Source organism: Egbenema bharatensis FJBBOT/2019, assembly GCF_048077055.1.
GTDB lineage: Bacteria > Cyanobacteriota > Cyanobacteriia > Elainellales > Elainellaceae > Egbenema > Egbenema bharatensis.
The window spans coordinates 640,207-663,938 of the sequence record NZ_CP182236.1; the positions used below are offsets into that span (position 1 = coordinate 640,207).

The 23,732-nt window shown below is 51.4% G+C and carries 16 protein-coding genes and 1 pseudogene; 5 read left to right on the forward strand and 12 right to left on the reverse strand.

Annotated features, from left to right (window positions below):
* Positions 1–117: 117 nt before the first annotated feature.
* The 7 genes from ACM1PF_RS02865 to ACM1PF_RS02895 form a co-directional block, all read right to left on the reverse strand.
* Positions 118–1,890: an ATP-dependent nuclease gene (locus ACM1PF_RS02865; RefSeq protein WP_416672167.1), complete on the reverse strand. Its 1,773-nt coding sequence runs from the start codon at positions 1,888–1,890 to the stop codon at positions 118–120.
* Between the two features lie 155 nt (positions 1,891–2,045).
* Positions 2,046–2,843, reverse strand: coding sequence for a carbon dioxide-concentrating mechanism protein CcmK (locus ACM1PF_RS02870; RefSeq protein WP_416672169.1), 798 nt, complete (start codon positions 2,841–2,843; stop codon positions 2,046–2,048).
* Between the two features lie 81 nt (positions 2,844–2,924).
* Complete coding sequence (locus ACM1PF_RS02875; RefSeq protein ID WP_416672171.1) at positions 2,925–3,581, reverse strand: transferase; 657 nt, start codon at positions 3,579–3,581, stop codon at positions 2,925–2,927.
* A gap of 125 nt (positions 3,582–3,706) precedes the next feature.
* On the reverse strand, positions 3,707–5,470 hold the full coding sequence (locus ACM1PF_RS02880; protein WP_416672172.1) for a ribulose bisphosphate carboxylase small subunit: 1,764 nt from the start codon (positions 5,468–5,470) through the stop codon (positions 3,707–3,709).
* A 297-nt stretch (positions 5,471–5,767) separates the two neighbouring features.
* Positions 5,768–6,070, reverse strand: coding sequence for a EutN/CcmL family microcompartment protein (locus tag ACM1PF_RS02885; protein WP_416672174.1), 303 nt, complete (start codon positions 6,068–6,070; stop codon positions 5,768–5,770).
* A gap of 19 nt (positions 6,071–6,089) precedes the next feature.
* Entirely contained in the window at positions 6,090–6,431 is a 342-nt protein-coding gene (locus ACM1PF_RS02890) for a carbon dioxide-concentrating mechanism protein CcmK (RefSeq protein ID WP_106173690.1), read from the reverse strand.
* Between the two features lie 72 nt (positions 6,432–6,503).
* Positions 6,504–6,812: a carbon dioxide-concentrating mechanism protein CcmK gene (locus ACM1PF_RS02895; protein WP_036003973.1), complete on the reverse strand. Its 309-nt coding sequence runs from the start codon at positions 6,810–6,812 to the stop codon at positions 6,504–6,506.
* Positions 6,813–7,772: 960 nt separating this feature from the next.
* Here ACM1PF_RS02895 and ACM1PF_RS02900 point away from each other — a divergent pair.
* From ACM1PF_RS02900 to ACM1PF_RS02910, 3 genes are all read left to right on the forward strand, one after another.
* Positions 7,773–9,620, forward strand: coding sequence for an NAD(P)H-quinone oxidoreductase subunit F (locus tag ACM1PF_RS02900; protein WP_416672176.1), 1,848 nt, complete (start codon positions 7,773–7,775; stop codon positions 9,618–9,620).
* Positions 9,621–9,735: 115 nt separating this feature from the next.
* Positions 9,736–11,445: an NADH-quinone oxidoreductase subunit M gene (locus ACM1PF_RS02905; RefSeq protein ID WP_416672177.1), complete on the forward strand. Its 1,710-nt coding sequence runs from the start codon at positions 9,736–9,738 to the stop codon at positions 11,443–11,445.
* Positions 11,446–11,640: 195 nt separating this feature from the next.
* A complete protein-coding gene (locus ACM1PF_RS02910) occupies positions 11,641–12,780 on the forward strand; it encodes a CO2 hydration protein (protein ID WP_416672178.1) in 1,140 nt (379 codons plus the stop codon).
* Here ACM1PF_RS02910 and ACM1PF_RS02915 read toward each other — a convergent pair.
* Entirely contained in the window at positions 12,767–13,675 is a 909-nt protein-coding gene (locus ACM1PF_RS02915; protein ID WP_416672180.1) for an Nmad3 family putative nucleotide modification protein, read from the reverse strand. The genes ACM1PF_RS02910 and ACM1PF_RS02915 overlap by 14 nt on opposite strands.
* Positions 13,676–13,793: 118 nt before the next feature.
* Positions 13,794–15,017 (reverse strand): ferredoxin--NADP reductase, encoded by a 1,224-nt coding sequence (gene petH, locus ACM1PF_RS02920; protein WP_416672182.1) that lies wholly within the window; start codon positions 15,015–15,017, stop codon positions 13,794–13,796.
* Positions 15,018–15,835: 818 nt separating this feature from the next.
* Between petH and ACM1PF_RS02925 the strand changes: the two genes are divergently transcribed.
* Positions 15,836–16,846: a phosphoribulokinase gene (locus tag ACM1PF_RS02925; RefSeq protein ID WP_416672183.1), complete on the forward strand. Its 1,011-nt coding sequence runs from the start codon at positions 15,836–15,838 to the stop codon at positions 16,844–16,846.
* 111 nt (positions 16,847–16,957) lie between these two features.
* Positions 16,958–17,824: a sugar kinase gene (locus ACM1PF_RS02930; protein WP_416672185.1), complete on the forward strand. Its 867-nt coding sequence runs from the start codon at positions 16,958–16,960 to the stop codon at positions 17,822–17,824.
* A 144-nt stretch (positions 17,825–17,968) separates the two neighbouring features.
* Here ACM1PF_RS02930 and ACM1PF_RS02935 read toward each other — a convergent pair.
* From ACM1PF_RS02935 to ACM1PF_RS02945, 3 genes and pseudogenes are all read right to left on the reverse strand, one after another.
* Positions 17,969–18,256, reverse strand: a pseudogene (locus tag ACM1PF_RS02935) (ribbon-helix-helix domain-containing protein).
* Positions 18,257–18,326: 70 nt separating this feature from the next.
* Positions 18,327–21,581: an efflux RND transporter permease subunit gene (locus tag ACM1PF_RS02940; RefSeq protein WP_416672187.1), complete on the reverse strand. Its 3,255-nt coding sequence runs from the start codon at positions 21,579–21,581 to the stop codon at positions 18,327–18,329.
* A 216-nt stretch (positions 21,582–21,797) separates the two neighbouring features.
* Positions 21,798–23,168, reverse strand: a complete 1,371-nt coding sequence (locus ACM1PF_RS02945) for an efflux RND transporter periplasmic adaptor subunit (protein WP_416672189.1) — start codon at positions 23,166–23,168, stop codon at positions 21,798–21,800.
* Between the last annotated feature and the right edge of the window lie 564 nt (positions 23,169–23,732).

Consider the following 23,732-nt stretch of genomic DNA (forward strand, 5'->3'; position numbering starts at 1 on the left):
GACAACAGCGCAATGCTTGGGGATCATCCCACTGATGCAAATTGTATTGATTTCCGTAGCGCAGGCATCTTGCCTGCCAGTGAACTATCCATCATGCAAAAGTAGGATATACTCCGACTAATTAGTTGCTAAATCAACTAACTGACTCAGCTTACTGAAAAACTGATGAACATCTTCGTGAACCTCATTTGCATCCATACTGGCTGCTACTATTTCTCGCGTTAGTTCTAATGCAGCAGTCGATTGGATTGGCAGCTCATGAGACTTAAGGCGCTGAAAAAGGGAGTCTGAATTTTCAAACAAGAGTTTTTTACCATTCACAAGTTGAAAAATATTTGCCTTAACATCTCTCCAGGATTGTCCAGGGGGAAGAGTAAGATTCTCACCAGCAAAGAAACTTTCAATTAATTCTCTAACTGAAGATGAAAAAATATCACCATCGCTAATAGAAACTTTATTAAAAGCTGCTCTTATCCACGCATCAGGAACCAGCAAATAGTTTTCAATATTTCTGCGCTTCCATTCGTACAGCACTGGATTATTTTTCTCTGGGTGGAATGTTGTCTCGTCATCATAGTCAAACAATATAAGCCGTTTCGCAGACGGAATAATCTGCTTTACGCCTTCAAAGTGACGATCGCTATCTACCTTCATCTTGTCCTTAGAACCACCTCTCATGACGCGAAAGCAAACTTCATTGAGTATATCTGGCATATTCAAAGGAGCAGACCAACCTCTTAAAAGCCGCTCGTCCGTTTCCCCTTCAACATATAAAAGAATCGGTACAGCAAGCTCTGAGAGTTGAGTAATTTCTAAGTTAGAGACATCTGCCATCGCCGTTAAAATGGCTGGGGTTGCTTCTACCCGTTTAGGCACTTTATCAAGTAATGAAATAATTTGACGGACATCAACTCCCTGAATAAATTCTTCAGCATGGGTTGCAATCAGGAATTGAGTATTTCTCTGAGATGCTTCTTGATTTTTAAGGTGTTGATTCTTAAAGTAATCTAAGATTTCTCGCTGTAAATTAACATGAAGGTGAGCATCGGGCTCATCGAGCAGAATGGTAGTAGGCTTGTACCCATAGAAGAATGCCAGGAGAGTTAATGTTTGATGAAAACCGCTTCCTCCGGAAATAATATCGTAGGTTTTGTCACCTTGTCTGTATTCACAAGTTATCTGTGTATCGACTCCCTTTTCATATTGAGGTTCTCTTAACTCAACGCTAAACCACTGCTTAATAACTCGTTGAATTTCAGACCAGTCTTCTCGATTTTCTTCCCAAACTCGGAGTAGAAGATTTCTAAGCACACTCCCTGGTTGAGCCTTACCAACCTGCTTGCGTAACGGCCCGTCATCTCGCCACTCTTCGTTAGGTTCTAAACCAGAGAAGGGCGGAACATAAGCAATCACAGGCAATAGAGAGTTTGATTGACTCGGTTTCCCTTCCAGTTCCCGAAAGTGTTCCCATCCCTCCGAAGGAATAGCGTAAATGGTTTGGGGAGAACTGTAACGCAATTTAACCCCAAACGAGCATTCTCTGGGTTCAGGAGTATCTGTGATCCAAGTGACATCAATCTCTACCAAGATAAACTCTTGCTTTTTAGAACCATTTACCTTTGGATATCGACGATCGGTTTTCTCCCTCCAAAGAAGATTGAATTCTGGGACAGGAAGCGCTGTGAAGTTAGGAAGAACGACTTGCTTACCAGTACTCCCACGACGCTTAACTCGACGAAATTCATCAACACAGAATTGCCAGATTGCTAAAGCTTGCAGAATCGTGCTTTTACCACTATTGTTGCGTCCTACCAAAAGATCAAAATGAGCAAACTTATAGGTTTGCTCTTCAATGCTCTTAAAATTTCTTAAGGTAAGAGTAGTTATCACAAGCTTAAGCTGATGAGCACTTTAATATAAAAATCTTATCCCAACCGCACTGATCCAGCAGATTAGAGATCTTGGTTTAACAGTGTCCTAGAGCTCAACATCCACAACAATCTGACATCAGCCTACCTACTTATTCTGATCTTCTCTATCACCATCTACTCATTGCGATACTCTTCTCGACTGATTTCTTCCGGTAGGGGCAATCGTTCTTCCTCCGGCAAGGGCAGCCGTTGCAGATCGGGCAACTCCACTTCTTCCTTCTGTCCCACCAACTCTTTCTGGGTCTGCTTCAAGTCGATCGGCAGCGCGAGCGGCTGCCGTTTTTCAATCCAGCAGCTAGCCACAGGCAGAGTCGCTTCCATATCATCAAGGGGACGAGGAATCACCATTACCGCATGGAGTTCACCAATTCGATCGGCCTCATACATCCCCGCTTCCACCGCCACCGCCACATCCGAAACGCGCCCCCGGATAATCGCCGTACATAGCCCATCGCCAATCATCTCATAGGCTGCCAGATGCACATCCGCCGCTTTCAGCATGGCATCCGATGCCCCCACCATTGCCGGAAACCCTCTCGTTTCCAACAGTCCTACCGCCAAATTACTCAGCCGACTGTAGCCCTGTTCCTCAGCAAACTGCGCCAGACGATCGCTAATCGGTAACACCATTTCCAGGTTTGGTAGCGGTCGGGAGATGATGCTCTTGGAAACCAACTGCCCAAACTGTTCTGCCGTTTCTGCCCCAGCTTCCACCGCAATCCGCACATCGGCAATTCGTCCCCGCACCACCGCCGTACAGTAGCCGCTGCCGATCTTCTCGTAGCCAACGAGTCTCACGGCTGCCGACTTCAGCATCATATCTGCCGTGCCAACGATCGCCGGAAAACTCTGAGTACAGACTAACCCCAACGCGCTTTCACTGGGAATGGGGGGACGTTTGGATGAATTCATAAAAGATTTGGTCAGGACAGACTCATTCGTTAAGTCTGTAGGTTGATTCCAGTATACGCATTGGAGCCAGAATCGGGATGTTTACTCCTCACTACCCTTGCGGTGGGGAAACATCGTAATCATCATGCGCTCTAGCGAAGCTCGTCCATATACGACCTTGACCCCAGCGGTTTCCTCAGGGGACGGTTCTGAAGCATTTGCAGCGGTTTCCTGCGATGCCTGATTGGTAGAGGGTTGGTTGGCGGTGCTCTGCCTTTCGGTAGATTTCTGCCCAGCAGCCGATCGCCCCTGCTCCGTAAACCAGGGATCGGCTTCGTCAGCTTGATTGGCCGTTAAATCCGACTCCACCGAACCCGATTCGATCACGACAGACTGACGGCTCCAATCCCCAATCAGCGATCCAGGTGGCAGATTTTCACCGGGCAGAACCGAGCTATCCATAATTGTTGTCATCGCCCCAATACAGGCATTGGCCCCAATCTTGCCCTGCCCCACAATTAAAACACCGCTACCCAGAGTCGCTCCCGCCCCAACCTCCAACGTCCCCTGGTGAGCATGAAGAATACAGCCAGCTCCAATACACACTCCCGCACCAATCAGCAATTGACTGCCTGGATCAGCTTGCAGCATCACACTAGGGGCGATCGCAGCACTGGGATGAATCACTACATTTCCACTCACAAAAATGTGACGGTCATTAATCAAAGCAGGAAATGGCGATCGGATCAGGCTAGACATTAGTTGCAAAAAGTTGGATAAACTGGGGAACTGGGATTTTGAACCCTGCAAGAGCTGGATGAATCAGGAGGCAGCGCATCAGACCGCCCCCTTCCAGCCTAAACCATCCAAAATCCCGAACCCGATCACGGCCGTTGGATAATCATTTCCGCAACCCGCCGTTTCGTTTTGGCATCAATGCCAATCAGCCGCACATACTCACCGTTATTCTCTGATAAGCAGCTTTCCAGTGCCGACAACACCCCGGATTCATTATTCGTTTGAATCGGGGCACAACTCTTCCAGGAACTCGTCTGGAATCGACGCGCATCCGCATGTTCAGCCGCAATCCGATACCCCTGAGACAGGAGTTGCCGCACCTGGTTGACCGTATCCGGCTTGAGAGAACCTGAACCGTTATTGGAGTGAGAAGAAGAAGAATAGGAATGGCTGGGCTTCGGTGGTGTATAAGGACTGGACGGCCCCTTGGGAGCTGCCCCATTCTTATCACCTGGCCGCTGAATAATCAGCTCAGAAATTCGCCGCTTTGCCTTCGGGTCAATCCCAAAAAGCCGGACGTACTCCCCTTGATGTTCTGCCAGACAGCCTTCTAAAGCTGAAATAGCCTCCGACTCACGGTTGGTTTGAATCGGCGTGCAGGGTTGCCAGGAACTCGTTTGGAATCGACGGGCATCAGCGTGTTCCGTCCCAATCTTGTAGCCCTGAGAAACAAACTGCCGCACCTTTTCGATCGCCTCAGCATCCAACTGCCCACTGCCACCCCCAGAGTAATGGCTGGAAGAGGAACTGCTGGAGGAATAGTTGCTGGAGGAATAGCTGTTAGAAGAATAACTCCTCTTCGACGCGCTATTGTAGGAACTCCCATCACCATAGCTGGTTGCCGTAACCGCAGTAGAGCGATCGAGGGCCGACTGCCCTGGCCGTTGAATAATCATTTCGGAAACCCGCCGCTTGGAGTGGGTATCAATCCCGAAAATCCGAACATACTCGTCCGTATGTTCATTCACACATCGCTCCAACCCTTCCATCACCTCCGCCTCACGGTTGGAGTGAATGGGCGCACAGCTATGCCAGGAACTGGTTTGAAACCGACGTTTATCGGCGTGTTCCATGCCAACTTGTAGACCTTGAGCGAGGATTTGGCGAACTCGCTCGGTAATTTCTGGACTTAGACGAGTATTGACCATCTGACCTATATTTTGATTTCGACTAGAGGGACTGGAATCAGTGGGATAGCCGGACGGGCTATCGTTTTGATAGGCTTGCTCTAACTGCTCCCGAATCGGCGTAATCCGAGCAACGGTTTCAGCAGTGTGGTAGCCAGAACGGAGGGCTTGGTTCGTTCCAACCATATGAGCCGCAAACACACGATCGGCTTCTCTCACATCAGGCAGACGATCGGCTTGCGGTTGAGATGTAATCACAGACCCCGAAGGGACTAACTTACCGGGCGGAATGGCCACATCCTGAATCAGAGCATGCATCATCACAATGCAGCCATCCCCAATCCGAGCATTAAACACCGTTGAACGAAAGCCAATGAAGCAGTTATCCCCGATGTAGGCGGGCCCGTGAATCAACGCCATGTGGGTAATCGCAGCATTTTTCCCAATCCAGACCGAATAGGGGGCTTCATCCTCTCCGACCACACGACCCTGCGCCAGCCCGTGAATCACCACCCCATCCTGCACCTGACTCCCATCTCCGATGCGAAAAGAACCCCCTTCGTCAGCCCGAATGGAAGTCCCTGGCGCAATCAATGCATTGGCTCCAATCACCACATTTCCCGTGATGCTGGAGAAGGAATGGATATTGGCAGTCTGATCAATTTTGGGTTGGGTAGAACCCTGGGCCCCAGCAGGGGAAGCAGCAGATCCTTGGACTACCATAGGAACAATCTCTCCTTTCTTACAACTGCAACATAGCTAGCCCGCGTTTGAAACTAGCCTGTCGTACAAGGAGTATTCAGCATAGAAGCGGGAAGCAGGAGGGCAAAAGTTTAAACCTTTGGGATTTAAACTTTTGAGATTTAAATTTTTGAATTTAGATTTTGGATTGCCAGAACCTGGAACTGAAGTCGTCAAGCCACTCCCATCCGCATCAATCGGTCACTACTGATAAAACCAGCTGTTCCGAATCAACGATCCCTATCAATCCCTATCAATCCAAACTCTAAAATCCCAGATCTACCGATCCTGCTCGCGCTTACTGTAAAGGCGATGACTGTCCATACTAACCGTGTCAATGATTCCAATCACCAACGCATCAAGGGGACGAGACTCGCCACCAGGAGTTTGACGGGCAGCACTGCCACGACTAACCAGTACCCACTCATTGACTCCCGCTCCAACGCTGTCAGCCGCCACTTCGTAGCCAGGCAAGGGGTTTCCTTCCTCATCGATCAGCTGCACGACCAGGAATTTCACCCCCGTCAAACTCGGCTCTTTCTGGGTGCTGACAACGGTACCGCAGACTCTAGCAATTTGCATCAGGCTTTAACGGTAATGATTAAGAGCGGCTAATTGGGCGAATTCCACTGACGCTCTCCCGGAATGCCTCTACTGCCTCAGTGTAACGAATCGGCAGAACGTACTCCAGGTTTTCGTGGGGACGAGCGATGATGTGCGTGGACAAAACCTGTCCGCCATTCACCCGCTTCACGTTTTCAATACCCGCAGAAACCGATGCCTGAACTTCAGACACATCTCCCCGAACGATGACGGTGACACGACCGCTACCAATTTTTTCGTAGCCCACCAGCGTTACACGAGCCGCCTTCACCATTGCGTCTGCCGCTTCCACCACAGCCGGGAAGCCCAACGTTTCTACCATTCCAACTGCGATCGCCATTTTGAAAAATCTCCCTTCCAGTTAACGTAAATCAACACAATCAGATCACCCTAGTCGCCCCAGAGGAGCCAACTAGGAACGAAACTGTTCTACCGCTTCGGTATATCGAATGGGCAGAACATATTCCAGGTTCTCATGAGGCCGGGCAATAATGTGAGTAGAAACCACTTCACCCCCGTTCACCCGCTTGGCAGACTCAATTCCTGCCGCAACAGATGCCTGAACCTCAGACACATCTCCCCGAACAATGACCGTAACACGACCGCTACCAATTTTTTCGTAGCCAACCAATGTCACACGAGCCGCCTTTACCATTGCGTCCGCTGCTTCCACCACAGCCGGGAAGCCTCTAGTCTCTATCATTCCTACAGCAATCGGCATTACCTAATCTCCCACGAGAGAGGAAAACTTAAACAACAACCTGGCATCAATACCGAACCATCAATACTGACGAGAATTGCCAATCTAAAAAACTCTCAAAAATACCGAGAATTCCCAAGCATAAGAATACAGGGGTTGTAATTCCCTTGGCAATATAAATCAGAATGATTATTTTTATACGATATATAACCCCGCTTTATGCCCACCTCCACCTTTCCAGCCAATCTTGACAAAATTACTTCACTGACCTTGGCTTCTCAATGAAGTTCAACGCTTCCCAATCCCTCTTCCTTTGACCAGCCTTTGTATCTGATTTCGTTATCCAGCCAGAGGGTTAACATCCCAAGAACGATTTCACAAAACATTCATTTAAATGCTGAAGCAAAAAAGATTTAGAAGCAGACTTAGTTCTGCAATAAATCTAGATTGGCTGTGGTGAAACCCTGGAAAATTAGTAGATTGAGCGATCGCTCTTGATGATTTGAAATCATTGCAATCCGGCAATCATCACTCCGAATTATATCATTCATAAGCAAGTTTTTATATTTCCTGCCGTCCTCAATATTAGATTGAGAATCTTAAAAAGAAGTTACCCAAAAATTATTGAATCGAAATATTTTGAAGCATCGATATCAGATGCTAATATTTTCTTAATAAAATCACGCTCATCTTCAATCTCATTTCTCCAATTTTGAGCCTGTGCCGCTTCTGTCCAGAGGGTTTTGTGCTTCTGATGGATTCATCATTGAGCCACCACTGGGGCAGTGAGCGGAATTTGAGCTGCGTTGATTGTGGGTCAAAGCTGACAACCTGAGCGGAGTAATGGGTTGCGTCACCCAAAACCGCGCTACCTAAAGGCATGGTCTCCAAAAGGCATAGTCTAAAGGCATGGTCAGCAAACCCCCAGGAAACGATCGCGGTCTGGCTTAATTTCTTCAGTCGAAGGAAAACGGTACTGTCATGCTAGAGCTTCTCTCCCAAACGAGCTGGTGGGTTCCAGTCTATGGTCTGGCGGGTGCAATTCTCACTCTTCCCTGGTCAGTCGGACTTATCCGGCGAACGGGGCCACGGCCGGCTGCCTATTTCAATATTTTGATGACGCTAGCTGCCCTGATTCACAGCGCATTACTCCTCTGGGCCGTGTGGGATCAGGAGCCCCACCGCTGGCTGATTCCCTGGATGAGTGTACCAGGGTTAGATGTTTGGCTGACGCTCGTTACCTCCAGGGTCAGTGTTGGGGCCGCTCTAATCATCACTGTCCTCAGCCTCATTGCTCAAGTCTATTCCCTGGGTTATTTGGAGAAAGATTGGGCATTAGCACGATTTTATTCACTGATGGGATTTTTTGAAGCGGCAATGAGCGGCATTGCCCTCAGCGATTCCCTCTTTTTCAGCTATGCCCTGCTGGAAATGCTGACCCTGTCTACCTATCTGCTGGTTGGCTTCTGGTACGCCCAACCATTGGTAGTAACGGCTGCCCGCGATGCCTTTTTGACCAAGCGCGTTGGCGACCTATTGCTGTTGATGGGGGTTGTCACCCTATCGACGATCGCCGGCAGTTTAGACTTCACCCACCTGGAAATTTGGGCCAGCACCGCAAACCTATCTCCCCTGGTGGCAAATTTACTGGGACTTGCCCTGCTGGCCGGCCCCGTTGGGAAGTGCGCTCAGTTTCCGCTCAACCTGTGGCTGGATGAAGCGATGGAGGGCCCTAACCCCGCTTCAATTCTGCGAAATTCAGTAGTGGTAGCCTGTGGAGCCTATGTGCTGATCCGGCTTCAGCCCGTCTTAGCCCTCTCTCCCATTGCCCTAGATACGCTCATGATATTAGGGGGTGTCACAGCGATCGGAGCCTCCCTGGTGGCCATCGCCCAGATCGACATCAAACGGGCCCTTTCCCACACCACCAGTGCTTACCTGGGTCTAGTCTTTTTAGCCGTTGGACTTCAGCAGGATGAGCTAGCCCTCCTGTTCCTCTTTGTTCATGGTGTTGCCAAAGCCCTTCAGTTCATGAGCATTGGCTCCGTGATTTTAACAACCAGTACCCAGACGCTGACCGAATTAGGGGGACTGGCAGCCCGGATGCCTGCCACCGCGATCGCCTTTATCATCGGCGGGATCGCCTTAGTAGGAATCTTGCCGTTAGGGGGTTTCTGGGCCATGGTGGATTGGGCTGAGTCGATTTGGGCGACAGATCCCTGGTTAGTTGGGATTCTGGCCACGGTGAATGGGCTGACGGCCTTTAACTTTGTTCGAGTGTATGGATTGGTGTTTGGGGGAGAAGCACAACCGAAAACCCGTCGGGCCCCAGAGGTGAACTGGTTGATGGCTGTGCCGATGGTGTCCCTCAGCATCTTTAACCTTTTGGTGCCTGCCCTGCTGTGGGAATGGGGCTACTTACCGAGCTGGGATCAGCTGGATTGGGGTGCAGTGGCGCTGTTGCTCTGCTCTGGCATTGCAGGGGCAGGGGCAAGCGCGTGGCTTTACCTGGGCAAACGATCGCGTCAGCCCGCCAGCCTGGTATGGAAATCAGTGCGCGATCTCTTTGCCTACGATTTCTTTATCGATCGCCTCTATGGCATGACGGTGGTATTGGGGGTCGTCCAGGGTTCACGATTGACCGCCTGGTTCGATCGCTACGTCGTCGATGGGCTGGTGAACTTTGTGGGAGTCGCCTCCCTGTTTGGGGGTGAAAGCCTCAAGTACACCATATCGGGTCAATCTCGAACCTACCTCCTCAGTCTGTTTATTGGACTGTTTATTGTCCTCACTTCGGTTGCCTGGGCGTTTTGGAATTGGTCCTGGTAAGTGGGTTTGCCATCCTCTATTGGCCATCCTCAACCGCCTGAACCTGCTGGTTCTGCCCGCCCTTGTCTGTCCCTGTGCTTGCTGTCCTGTGATGCGTAAGGAGTAATCATCCCCAATGCTAAGTGCTTTGATTTGGATTCCCGTGGTTGGAGCCATTGTCATCGCTCTATTGCCTGACTCGCTGCTCGATCGAACTCGTCAAATTGCCCTGGTCATTGCCAGTGTAGTAGGCATCTGGACGATCGGACTCGCCAGTCAATTTGATGTGAGCCTACCGGGACTGCAATTCCAGGAATCCTTGCCCTGGATTGAAAGCTTGGGGTTGACCTATCAACTGGGGGTAGATGGTTTATCCATACCGCTGGTGATCATCAACAGCCTGCTAATCTGGATTGCGATCTATGCCAGTGACCCATACATCAACCGACCTCGACTGTACTACAGCCTGGTGCTGATTCTGGGGGGAGCGGTCGCGGGGGCCTTTGTGGCTCAAAACCTGCTGCTGTTCTTTCTGTTCTACGAGGTGGAGCTGATTCCCCTCTATTTGATTATTGCCATTTGGGGCGGATCCCGTCGGGGCTACGCAGCCACCAAGTTTTTGATTTATACAGCCGCGTCTGGAGTGCTGATTTTAGCGTCCTTCTTCGGTTTAGCCATCATCAGCGAAACCAATAGCTTTGACTACGATGTGGTGCAATCTCAGGTTTTGCCCGTCACCAGTCAAATGATTCTGCTGATCACGCTTTTAATTGGATTTGGCATCAAAATTCCCGTGGTGCCCTTCCACACCTGGTTACCCGATGCCCACGTTGAAGCTCCCACCCCCGCTTCAGTGCTGCTGGCTGGCGTACTGCTGAAATTGGGAACCTATGGGCTGCTGCGGTTTGGCTTAGGTCTGTTTCCAGAAGCATGGACTGAAATTGCCCCCTGGCTAGCGTGGATTGCGGTAGTCAGCGTCCTCTACGGCTCCTTCGCAGCGATCGCCCAAACTGATATGAAGAAGATTGTGGCCTATAGCTCTGTGGGTCATATGGGCTACATCATCCTGGCGGCGGCAGTGGCAACCCCCTTAAGCCTGACGGGAACCGTTGCCCAGATGATCAGTCATGGCCTGATTTCAGCCCTGCTGTTCCTGCTGGTGGGTGTCGTTTACTCCAAGACTGGAACCCGTGATGTCAACGTTCTCCGGGGGTTACTCAATCCAGAGCGCGGCTTACCCCTGATTGGCAGCCTCATGGTGGTTGGAGCCATGGCCAGTGCTGGAATCCCTGGAATGGTGGGCTTTGTCGCAGAATTTATTGTCTATCGCGGTAGCTTACCCGTTTTTCCAATCCAAACGCTGCTGTGCATGGTGGGGACAGGACTGACCGCCGTTTACTTTTTGATTCTGATTAACCGCGTCTTCTTTGGTCGTCTGCCCGAATCCCTGGCTAACTTACCTCGCATTGGCTGGAGCGATCGCCTGCCGTCCATTGTGGTCACGGTTCTGGTCATTGCCTTAGGAATTCAGCCCACCTGGATGCTGCGTTGGAGTAATGTCACCATTGAGGCGATGGGCATGGAAGAGGTAAATCGGCTGGTGCAGTTTGAAGCGGTTCGGCTACCGGAAACCATTACAGCCCAGGAATTTACCGACCAATCTCCAGAGTCCATTGCCCCCCGGAATTCAGGGTCGGATTCAGACTCCAGTCCCGCAGCGGATTTGCCATCTGGGGCAGAACTGCATGCAAACTCGATCGCCCTCACTTCATTCGTTAAGCCGATGCGAGAAGCAATGATCAGTCCAGCCATAGATTCAACGATCGGGCAACTGATTGATCATTAAGTTCTTCCATCCAGAGTTCTCCCATCCAACCTTCAACAAACCGTAGAGGACTTGACTCATCCAATCTAGCCAGGAAAACTAAGAATAATCGGTCAGCATTTCTGTTTTGCTTCAGCATTTTGCGTTGAGGTTTCACTCCTGATCAAGCCTGGCTTTGTTAACTTCAACCCTGCTCACCTTCTGCCCTCTGTTCCCATGACCCAAACCCCAGTAGCCGTGACTCAACCCTCCTCTCCCCATCATTCCTCCCATATCATTGACCGCTTAGAGTCTGGTGGAGCTTTGCTGCCAGATACACCAGAGAATCTGATTGAAGTGGTGGGAATTCTCAAGAGCTACGGTGTGGTTTTAGATGCCTACCAGCGCAATCTCCAGTACATTGCCGAGCATCAGTTTTTGGTACTGTTTCCGTTTTTCAAGTACTTCAACGGCAAAGTGACCTGGCAAAAGCTGCTCAAACACTGGTGGCACGATCGCATCAATTATGAATACGCTGAATACTGCATGCGGGGAATGCTGTGGCACGGGGCAGCAGCCGTCGATCAATACCTCGATAGTGAGGAATTTCGGCAGCGGGCAATGGCGGCAATTCAAGCTAGGGGAAAGGGCCATCTTCTGGCGCAGGCAGTCGGCAGCCTATTCCCCGAATTTGCCCTGGAACAGGTGCGCATGTTGGTCTACTACAGCATCCTGGGGCAGTTTTGGGATGTCATGAGCCAGATTTTTTTAACCCTCTCCGATCGCTACGATCGGGGTGAGCTGCAATCCATTCCAGCCGTCGTGTCCCATATTCAGAATGGATTAGTCGAAGCAGCCACAAAGCCAATGGTCTATGCCGTGACGCTGAAGGGCAACACCTACGAACTTGTGCCCGAAGCCGCAGGACTGACTTTCCTGATGGATGCAGCAGTGCCCTACGTGGAAGCCGTGTTCTTCCGCTTGTTTCCCTTCTTCGGCACCGTGTCCTACAATGCTCAAGCTCACCAAGTTCCAGTCGATCAGGCAGAGTTTGGCTACGGGGCCCTTTTTGCCGATGCGTTGCCGATCGGAGGAGCGGGGATTCCGCCAACATTACTCATGCAGGACATGACGCACTACATTCCAGACTATCTGCATCAGGTCTACCTGAAGGGATTGCGGGGCGAAGATGATTTGCGGGTAAAAGTTGGGCTCAGCTTCCAGAAGTCCATGTTCTGCGTCACAACCGCCGCCATCCTGGGTTTGATGCCAAATCCCCGCACCACAGACGATCCGGCCCAACGCGAAGAAAACCGTCGCTATCTGGAGGGCTGGATGGATCGATTGGTTCACACTCAATTACTTAATGTGCAGTAGATTCTAACGGAGCTACCAGCATCAGCAAGTCGCGCAACCAGTCGATCGCCTCTGGATAATCCTCACAGTCCAGGACAAACTCCTGCCCACGGCCAACCGTCCGCAACAGGGTATGGCCATCCTGGAGGCTCCATCGCTTCGGATTCTCGTGATAACTCAAGGTCGATCGCCGGTTTTGGGGATAAAACCACTCCGGTAACTGCCAGTAGCTTCGGGTGTACCCCGGAGCGGTCAGTACCAATTCGGGGCGGAAGGGCTGAAATAAACCTGCTCCAGGTCGTTGCATCGGTTCAGCTCCAGGAAAAAGAAGATCCAACTTCAAAGAAGAAGTAGATACATAAACTGAATCACGCGGGTGACGCTGGCAACCCTGGCAATGGGGATGGCCCAACATCCAGTCGGGGAAAGAGTCCAGCCCATCAACAGCATACCGTTCCTCGATTTGCAGCCAACCAAACAGCACATGGCGATCGGGACTGTTGGGCACATAGCGATAGGTTCCCCCGACTCGTTCCACTTCCTTGAACCAGCCATAGAACAGGAAAACATCCCCTTTACCGACTTTCTGATTCTGGAGATGGCTTTCGGCTGCACCCGTTTGACCAAACAAAGGTTTCCAACCCGGCATTCGAGCCACACTGTTGATATCAAGATCTGGATCCAGATGCACCAGGGAATGACCATCGATCGGCTGTCCGTTCCATCGCCCCTTCAGATCTTGCACCACTTTTGCCAGTGGTTCTGAACCCAATCGCACATCGCCATAGCGACAGGTATGCCCCTTGGACAGGGTTTCTGGGATAGGAAGAGAGCGCATCGTGCCGTCTGGAAAAATGGGACTGGGAACTCCCCCCGTTGCAGCATCGAATCCCTTACGGCTGAGGATAATTTTCATTTAAATGGTTTGGCACGAATTGAGCCATCACTTCCTTCCTATATTTCCCCGATCGCACAACAAAAAGCCAGAAGCGTTTTCCCTCCTGGCCTTCTACTGAAGATTGAATTGGCGAAGCCTAGTAAGTTTCAACGTGCCAACGTTCTTTAATCGATCGCTGGTATTCCTTCCAGGTCACACCTTCCTTCTCGGCGGCCGCAGACATTGCTGCATCGATGCCATCTTCCATGCCCTTCAGACCGCAAATGTACACATGGGTCTTTTCATCTTTGACCAGTTGCCAGATCTCGTCAGCATGTTCTGCCACACGATGCTGGATATACATTCTGCCACCTTCAGAGTTTTGTTGCTCACGGCTGATAGCATAGGTCATCCGGAAATTGTCAGGATACTTGCCTTGCAGTTCCTCTAATTCTTCTTTGTAAAGGATGTTTGCGGTTTTGGGAATCCCGAAGATCAACCAGGCAAGGCCCTTGAACTGATACTCTGGGTTCGCTGCCCGCTCATTGTCCTTGAACATCCGCCAGAGGTAGGCCCGGAACGGAGCAATTCCCGTTCCCGTTGCCATCATGATGATGTTGGCCTCTTCATCGGGGGGAAGCAGCATTTCTTTACCGACCGGCCCAGTGATTTTAACCGGATCACCGGGGTTCAAATCCTTGAGGAACGTGGAACAAACTCCGTAGACCGTTTCTCCCGTTTCAGGATGCTTGTACTCTAACTGACGGACACAAAGCGATACCGTCTTATCATCCACATCATCCCCATGACGAGTAGAAGCGATCGAGTAAAGCCGAAGCTTGTGGGGTTTACCCCTGTCATCGGTTCCTTCCGGAATGATGCCAATACTTTGCCCCTCAACATAGTGCAGATCACCTTCAGAGAGGTCAAACTTGATATGGCGTACCGTGCCAATCCCGCCTTCAGCAACTAGCTCCTCATTGGAGATACATTTGCCGATGAAAGGATTATTCGGGCGATAGATGTTAACGGGAACATCTTTCTTAGAGGATTTTTCCTTTGCTTGAGTCATGGGCTTGGTTTCTTCTGCTGACTGCACTTGCGGAGATTCAGTGCCAGAGGAAGAAGCCGCTTTGCCATTTGCCGCACCTTCGGCATCAACCGGACGAATACTAACAATGCGTCCACCCATCCGAGTGATCCGCTGCATTTCCTGATTCATGCGGGCGTAAGGAACCGTGATGAACACGCTGCCACTCCGCCGAATCGGGTAGTCCATTTTGTCAGTTTCCGGGTTCTGTCGTAGCCCCTCTACTTCATAGATGAACAGACGGCTACCATAACTATTGGGAGTCCCACCCGCTGCGCTTGGATTGTACATTGCTATGAACTTTTCTCCTAAGCCAATCTGAATTCGCACGCCGTTAAGATACGTGCTGTTGCCACCACAAGCCAACTCACTACGGATATAATCCGAAACGTTAGACCTGACCTGTACTAGCGTAGCATTGCAAAGCGACCCTCTGACACAAACAGGACTAGGGATTGAGGAATTCAACCCCTGGTTTGCTTCTACAATAACGGAGTCAATGGAGAGTAGACTGTCAGCTTTAGAACTATTTCAGAATAATTTCAGACTTTCCCAACCAGGTATTCCGTAAGATCCAGATTACCCTTAGCATATTAAAGTGGGCAGTTGAGCTTGATCCCAAACAGACGGGGCGATCGTCTACCAGAGATTTGTTCTGACACTGTAGGTGCAGCAAGGTTCTGAAAAGATGAGATCAATTCCCCGGAATGCGAGGATTTAGCTTGTGAGAGTGCAGCGGGTTTTGGTAAAATCCATACTACCAGGTAGTACTAAATACTTAGCAGACCTTCTTGGCTTGAGTTAATTGGCTCAGCATCAAATTTTATTCGATGGGAAGGTAATCCGCTCAACTCAGCAGCAGGCAACTGTTGGTCTGTAGTTCGGACTCTCTGCTGCCGATGAACCATCTGTGAAAGACTAGTACCTTTGTCCAGGGCATTGTTCCTGATTTTGAGGTTTCTGCTTTCGAGCAGGACATTGTCTTTAGTAGAGCGTTAGTCTCTGGTAGAGCATTGGCCTCCAGCAATGACAAAGGTTTTAGATCCGCGGATTGATATTTACGTAGTTTACATACCGATAACCTGTTTCATTTGTACTAGGGGAAACCTATGACCAGTAAGCCAGACCGTGTGGTTCTAATCGGTGTCGCCGGGGATTCCGGGTGCGGCAAATCAACCTTTCTGCGCCGTTTAGCAGACTTATTTGGCGAAGAATTGATGACGGTCATCTGCCTGGATGATTACCACAGTCTGGATCGCAAGCAGCGCAAGGAGCAAGGCGTAACGGCTTTAAACCCGAAAGCAAACAACTTTGATCTGATGTATGAGCAGGTCAAAGCCCTGAAAGAGGGTCAGGAAATCATGAAGCCGATTTACAACCATGAAACCGGCATGATTGATCCGCCTGAGTTAATCAAACCCAGCCCGATCGTGGTCATTGAAGGATTGCACCCGATGTATGACGAACGGGTACGATCGCTCCTTGACTTTAGCGTCTATCTGGACATTGACGATGAGGTCAAGATTGCCTGGAAGATCCAGCGAGATATGGCAGAACGGGGCCACACCTATGAGGACGTGTTAGCCGCGATCAATTCCCGCCGCCCTGACTTCCAAGCCTACATTGACCCACAAAAGCAGTATGCAGATGCGGTCATCGCAGTATTGCCGACTCAGTTGATCCCAGACGACAAGGAGCGGAAAGTCCTCCGGGTACAGCTGATTCAGAAAGATGGCGTGGAAGGATTTGAGCCAGCGTTCCTGTTTGACGAAGGTTCAACGATCGACTGGATTCCTTGCGGACGGAAGCTGACCTGCTCCTATCCGGGCATCAAGATGCACTACGGACCAGACACCTACTATGGTCACAGTGCTTCGATTCTGGAAGTCGATGGTCAGTTCGATCGCCTGGAAGAAGTCATCTACATCGAGAACCATCTCAGTAAAACCTCTACCAAGTTCTACGGTGAGCTGACGGAATTGCTGCTTCAGCACAAGGAATATCCCGGTTCTAACAATGGAACGGGCTTGTTCCAGGTGTTGATTGGCTTGAAGATGCGGGCTACCTATGAGCGGTTGATGGGGGTTCAGTCCCAGATGGCCAAGGCGAGTGCCAATTAACGATCGTCAATGGTTCTGGGTAGGGGTGAAGCCTTTGCGTAAAAATGGTTGCCTTGAGCAATACATTTCACCGCAAACGCTTCGCCCTTACTTTTTTATGAGCAGCCGATCATGAGTCAACGCGGTTTATTTGTCGGATTGACGACCCTGGATTGGCTATACCTGGCAGATGCTCCACCCGATCGCAATCAGAAAATCGTGGCCCTGGATTATGCCATGGCGGCAGGTGGGCCAGCGACGAATGCGGCAGTTACGTTTGGCCATTTAGGCAATACTGCAATTCTCCTAACGTCATTGGGGCAACATCCCATCAGCCCCCTGATTCAATCTGACCTGCAAACCTGGGGAGTGGACTGGATCGATCTGACTCCCGATCGCCTTGAGCCGTTACCAACCTCTTCAATTATCGTGACGCAGGCGACTGGAGAGCGATCGGTGATCTCGATTAATGCGGTAAAATCCCAGGCTCCAGCCCACATCATTCCAGCGGATATCCTACAGGGCGTTGAGATTGTCTTAATTGACGGGCATCAGATGATTGTGTCAGAGGAGATTGCCAGTCGGGCCCAGGCAATGAAGATTCCGATCGTGGTTGATGGAGGCAGTTGGAAGCCCGGATTTGAGCGAGTTTTACCCTACGCAGATTATGTGATTGGCTCTGCCAACTTTCATCCACCGGGTTGTCAAACCCTGGAGGACACTTTCTCTTACCTGCAAGGGTTAGAGATTCCTCATATTGCCATCACTCAAGGCGATCGACCGATCCAATTTGTGAGTCGGGGACAGACTGGAGAAATTCCAGTTCCCAAGATTCAGGCGATCGACACCCTGGGAGCCGGGGATGTGTTTCATGGGGCCTTCTGCCATTTCATTGGGCGATCGAATTTTGCAACGGCCCTGGCGGAGTCAGCGATCGTAGCTGCTCGTTCCTGTCGATCGTTTGGGACTCGGGCCTGGATGAAATCGGAGTCTGGATAACCAGGAAAATTATCTTGCAACATTTCGATGACATGGCAGAGGCTTGGGAAACTGCTTTTGGAGGGCAACGATGAGTAAACAACACGAAGTAGAAAGCTTAAGTTTTGAAGGGAATTGGATGACCTTAATTGTCGATGGACAGGTTTATCGGCTGCCTCTGATGCAAGTCTCTGAGCGTTTAGCTAATGCGACCGAAGCCGATCGCATTTGTGCCATTGCAGTGGAGCCATCCACGAGTTCACCCCGTTGAGCTGCTTCCCATCCAGTTTGGGCTTCCTGCTGGAGTTCTTGCAGTCATCCCTGGTAAATGTCTTCCTGCTGTTCGAGGAGTTTCGCACCCGCGATCAGAACTTCGATCCCAGTCTGATATTTGCCGCTGGACAGTTGACGCTGCACGAGTGCTTCAAGTTCGGGTGGTAAAACAATTTGCATGGAGAATCAGGACAGGAATGCTGCTCTTATTGTAGGTGATTGGATTTAGCATGACTCTGAAGGATTGCAACTATCGTCGTCTGGACGGGGGGTTCACCGATCGCGGTTTCGCTGGCACGGATTGCATGGCGGGTTGCTTTTTGCCGGAGAGCTTGCCGACCAGATCATGCAACAGCAGATAGAAGCAGGGAATAATAAACAGCGTCAACAACGTTGCCAGAGACAAGCCGGAGAATACCACAATCCCCAATGGTTGCAGGAATTCTCCCCCCTCTCCCAGTCCTAACGCCAGGGGAAACATTCCTAATACAGTCGTAATCGTCGTCATCAAAATCGGGCGCAGTCGCTGGGGGGCTGCCTCCAAAATAGCCGTCCGCCGATCGACCCGATCCCGCTCTCGAATCTGATTCGCCAGTTCCACCATAATGATGGCGTTGTTCACTACAATTCCCACCAGCAGCACCGCCCCCACAATCACCGTCGCGCCGATCGCCGTTTGGGTGATGAACAATCCCCAGATCCCACCCGCCAGTGCCAGGGGCAGAGTGAACATAATCACCAATGGATCGATAAGAGAGTTGTACTGTACCGCCATCACAACAAACACCAGGAAAGCCGCGAGTCCGCCCAGAATCGGCAAGGCCGACTGAATCTCTCGGTTGCTTTCTGCCGCCGCACTGGGCAGCCGACTTACCCCCTGGGGCAGATCCACCTCCTGCAAAATTTGATCCACTTCCGCCAGCGCATCCCCCAGACTGGCTCCCTCATTCAAGCTGCCTGCAATCAGGTAAACCTGTCGTTGATTAATTCGCTGAATTTGCCCTGGAGCTTCCCCTTCTTCCACCCTGGCCACATTACCCAGCCGCACCAGTTGGTTGTTTTGCGTAAACAGCGGCAGATCCTCCAACTGCGACGGCCGACGAATCGCCTCTCGATCGAGCTGCACCCGAATGTCTACCAACCGATTTCCCCGCTGAAGTTGCGTCGGGACAGAACCACTCAGCGCCGTTTGCAGCACATTCCCCACATCCTGAATCGTCAGATCCAGATCCGCAGCGCGCTCCCGATCGAGGCGAATTTGCAGTTCCGGTTGACGGCGATCGGCATCGGGCCGAAAACTGGTGAGGGTCGCCTGCTGTTCCAGGGTTCGCAAAGCCTGCTGCCCTGCCTGCTCCAGGGTTTCGGCATCATCCCCTTGCAGCACCACGTCTACCTCCGCCCGCACCGGAGAATTATTCAACACCAGACCCCGCACTTCCCCTGGACTCATCCGAATCCGAATGTCTACCAAGTTGAGGCGATCGAATTCTCGATTCACCCGCGAGATGTAGGCATCCACATCTGTTCCCGGTTCCAGGGTAATCGTGCTGGAACTGCGGAGGGCATTTTCGCTGGTGTTGGCTCCAAACAGAAAACCACCCGCCGTGGTAAACACATACTCAGTTTCAGGTTGCGCCAGGAGAATATCATCCACCGCATCCATCACCTGCCGGTTGGTTTCCAGGGGCGTTCCGGGGGGGAACTGGGCCACCAGCCGCGCCTGGCCAGTGCTAATCCGCGGCAGAATTTCCTGGGGAATTTGTCCTGCAACCAGAAGGCTGCTGCCTCCCAGTATTAGGAAAGTCAGCCCCAATACGATCGCCCGACGGTGCAAAACCCGATCGAGCAATCCGGTGTAGCTCCGAGTCGCAGCCGCAAATCGCTGGTTAAACGATCGCAGCAGCCAGAACTCAGAAAGATGGCTGGTTTTGCGAATGCCCAGAAGTCGGGAAGCCAGGGTCGGCACTACCGTCACAGCCACCAGAATCGAAGCGGCAACTGCAAAGCTAATCGTCAGCACCAGTTCATTAAACAACAGGGCAATAAAGCCGCCAATCAGCAGGAAGGGGAGAACCGCCACCAGGTTCGTCGCCGTAGAAGCCACCAGGGCTGATTCCACCGATTGTCCACTCCGCACCGACTGGGTGATCAACTGATTGGGGGTAAGGCGCGTCCGAGCATCTTCGCCCGGAGTCATTCCCGCATCGGCAGCGATCGTTTCCAGCATCACGATCGAGTTATCCACCACAATCCCCACACCGAGGGCCAGTCCCCCCAGGCTAAACACATTAATCGACAACCCAAACAGCCGCATCAAAATTACCGCCATCAGGGTAGCCAGGGGAATGGCAATCACAATAATCAACGTTTGCCGCAGAGAACCCAGGAACAGCAACACTGCCAGGGCAGCCAATCCCATACCCGTCAAGCCTGCTGTCGTCACATTAGAAATGGCGTTGCGAATAAAGACCGACTCATCCAGCGTTTCGATCAACTCCATATCTTCCGACACAACCCCTGCCTGTTGCAGTTCCGCCACTCGCTGCTTCACGTTCTCCACCACATCGATCGTGTTGGCATCGGGCTGCTTCTGCACACTGATTTTGACCGCCGGACGTTTATTCAACGAGACAAATATTCGCTGTTCCTGGGTTCCATCCGTCACCTGAGCAAAGTTCCGCAGATACACTCGCCGCGCTCCGGTTGTTATGGCATCCGTCTCACCATTTGTGCTGCCTCCGGTTCGGAAGGACAGATCTTGAATCTCGTCAACTGCTTCAAACCGACCCACCGCACGAGTCAGCGGCTCCGACAGCTCGCCAATAATCCGTCCCCCAGAAATATCCTGGTTGGCATCCTGCAACTCGCCCAGGACATCATTAATGCCAATCCCCAACGCCTGAAGCCGATTTAAATCCAGCGTCACCCGCACCTCTTCCGGCACTCCCCCCGCCACGTCGATCGCCGCGACTCCTTCCACCACAGCCAACTCACGGGCCAGTTCCTCGTCAGCAAACACCCGTAACTCGCGGGAACTCAGACTCTGGGAAGACAGGGCCAATTCATACACAGGCGTTTGAGACGGATCAGCTTTAGAAATGCGAGGGGTTTCCAGGGAATCGGGCAAACTGGCTCTGGCCCGGTTAAAGGCAGCCGTCGCATCCAGCAAGGCCTGATCCACATCTCCTCCCGGACGGAAGTACAAATCCACACTGACCTGCCCTTCACGGGTTTGGGAATAGACCTGCACCACCCCTTCCGTCGCAGAGAGCGCATCCTCCAGGGGACGGGTAATTTCATCCACCGCCACCTCCGGGGAAATTCCAGGCGAGTTCACCCGCACATTGATACGTGGGTAGGTGATCGAAGGCAGCAAATCCACCTGGAGGCTAAAAATGAAAAATACACCAATCACAATCACTGCCAGGGTCAGCATAAGAGTGCCAATGTGCTGGCGGATAGCAGTGCCGCTGATGCTAAAGCCAGTTGGTTTGGGAGTATGCATGGTAACGAGTGGGTAGGTGGGTGAAAAGACGGAAAAATAGGGAGATAGGAAGATAGGGAGATAGGGAGAGACTTAGGATTTAGGAGGATGAACTGGATAATGGGCAGGTCATTCCACCTGGGGGACTGGGCAGCAAGATACCCACCCCACAAGAGGGAAGGCAGAAGAACAACCTCAGTCCTCACTCCTCAGTCCTCAGTCCTCAGTCCTCAGTCTTCACTCCTCACTCCTCGAACCCCTAGATGAATTCTCAGAGATGAAACTGAGGCGAACCGGATCACCGTCGTTCAATGCACCACTACTGCGAACGATGAATTCTTCTCCCGGATCTAAGCCGGATAAAATCTGAATTTGATTATCGGCCCGATCGCCCAGTTGCACCGATCGCGCTTCGACCGTGGGTTCTTCGGTGGATCGATTCAGGACAAATAGGGTTGCGGTTTGGAGATCTCCAGGATCAGCAGAGTCGGCCATATCTGGATCACCAGGCGTATCCGCTGCCAGTTCGATCGCCGTTTCAGGGACGACCACCTGTTGGGCTTCCTGGGATTCAAAGCTGACCCGCGCCAGCAAGCCACTGCCGATACGGCCCTCCAGGTTGGGAATAGTCACTTCTACAGGGATCAGGCGAGCAGTGGGATCGGCAGCGGGAGAAATTTGGGTGACTTGTCCTGGGAAAACTTGATCCGGGAAGGCATCAAGGCGCACTTCTGCCGTTTGACCCAGTTGAATGCCACTGAGTTCTAGTTCCGAAATCTGGACTTCCACCTTCACCTGACTCAGATCGCCCAATCGCAGAATTTCGCTACCCGGTTGCGCCAATTCGCCAGGTTCCAAAATGCGTTCCAAGACCGATCCCTCTACAGAAGCTCTTAACGTGGTAAAGGACTGCCGCTGCTGGGCTTGATTCACCATCGCTTCCTGAGCCGTGATCCGCCGTTGGGCCGCTTCCACCGCCCGCTGACGATTTTGTACCTGCTGCTCCGCCGATCGCAACGCCTGCTCTGCGGTTCTAGCTGCGGTTTGGGCCAGTTCGGCATCCTGAGCTGAAATCGCCCCTTCCCCAACAAGCTGTTCCAACCGGGCTGCATCCGACTGCGCCTGCTGAAGTTCTAACCGGGCCCGCTCCACTTCCGTTTGGGCATTACTGACTTCAGCTTGCAAGCTAGCTACCTCGGACTGCCGAGCTGCAACCTCGGCATTGGCTTCCACCACCGAAGTCATCAGCAAATTATCATCCAACTGCGCGATCACCTGCCCCTGCTGCACCCGATCGCCCACATTCACCATCACATCCAGAATTTGCCCCTCCACCTGCGATCGGACTGATACCGATCGAGCAGGTACCGTTGTCCCAGTGTAGGAAATCACCCGCTCTAACTGGACTTCCTGGGCAGTCGCCACATCCACCGCAACCGCATCCCCTCCACGGGATTGACCCGATCGCTGTGACTGAGGCTGGGCTTCCCCCGGTGGCATCAGACGACAACCTGAGGCAAAGAGAAGTAAGCCAACGATCCAGATTCGACTCAAGCCGATCGCAAGGCGGGGGGTAGGCAGGAATGCAGGTGAGGATTTTAACAACATGATGATCAAGATAAAGCAATCTGAGCGAGCTGAAATCCAAAGCGAAACACCCGTACCGTCTGTCTGGGAGAAGGCTCATCCTGTGCCACTACGCTACTGCAATGGCAGCGATACGGGCAAATTGAAAGAAATGTAAACATCTGTAAATTTATTGAAGCAGTAAAAAATGACTGTTGACCTAATATCAGGATGACAAATTTGTCATTTTTCTTTCACTCCTGGGGCAGAGGTGCTATGCCAACCGCAAGTCGATCGTGGGAGGTGATCCAGGAATCGACCTGACTGAAGCGGGGATTATGAACGACGATCGATGGAGTCGTAACATCATTCGTTCAAGAAATTTAGATCAACTCACATCTTGCAGCTTTCCCAATCCCCCGCCCTCGAATGAATTCGGGGCTAATCGCTGAAGTCCGTTCAAACGGACTAAAACCTTTCACCTAAAAGGCTTTCAACCTATTTCAATGGGTTTAAGTCATTAGCCCGCAATTTATTGCAGGGCGGGTGAGATGACCCGGTGCAAGATCTGAGTCAAGAAATAGATCAAGAAATAATGACAAAGCC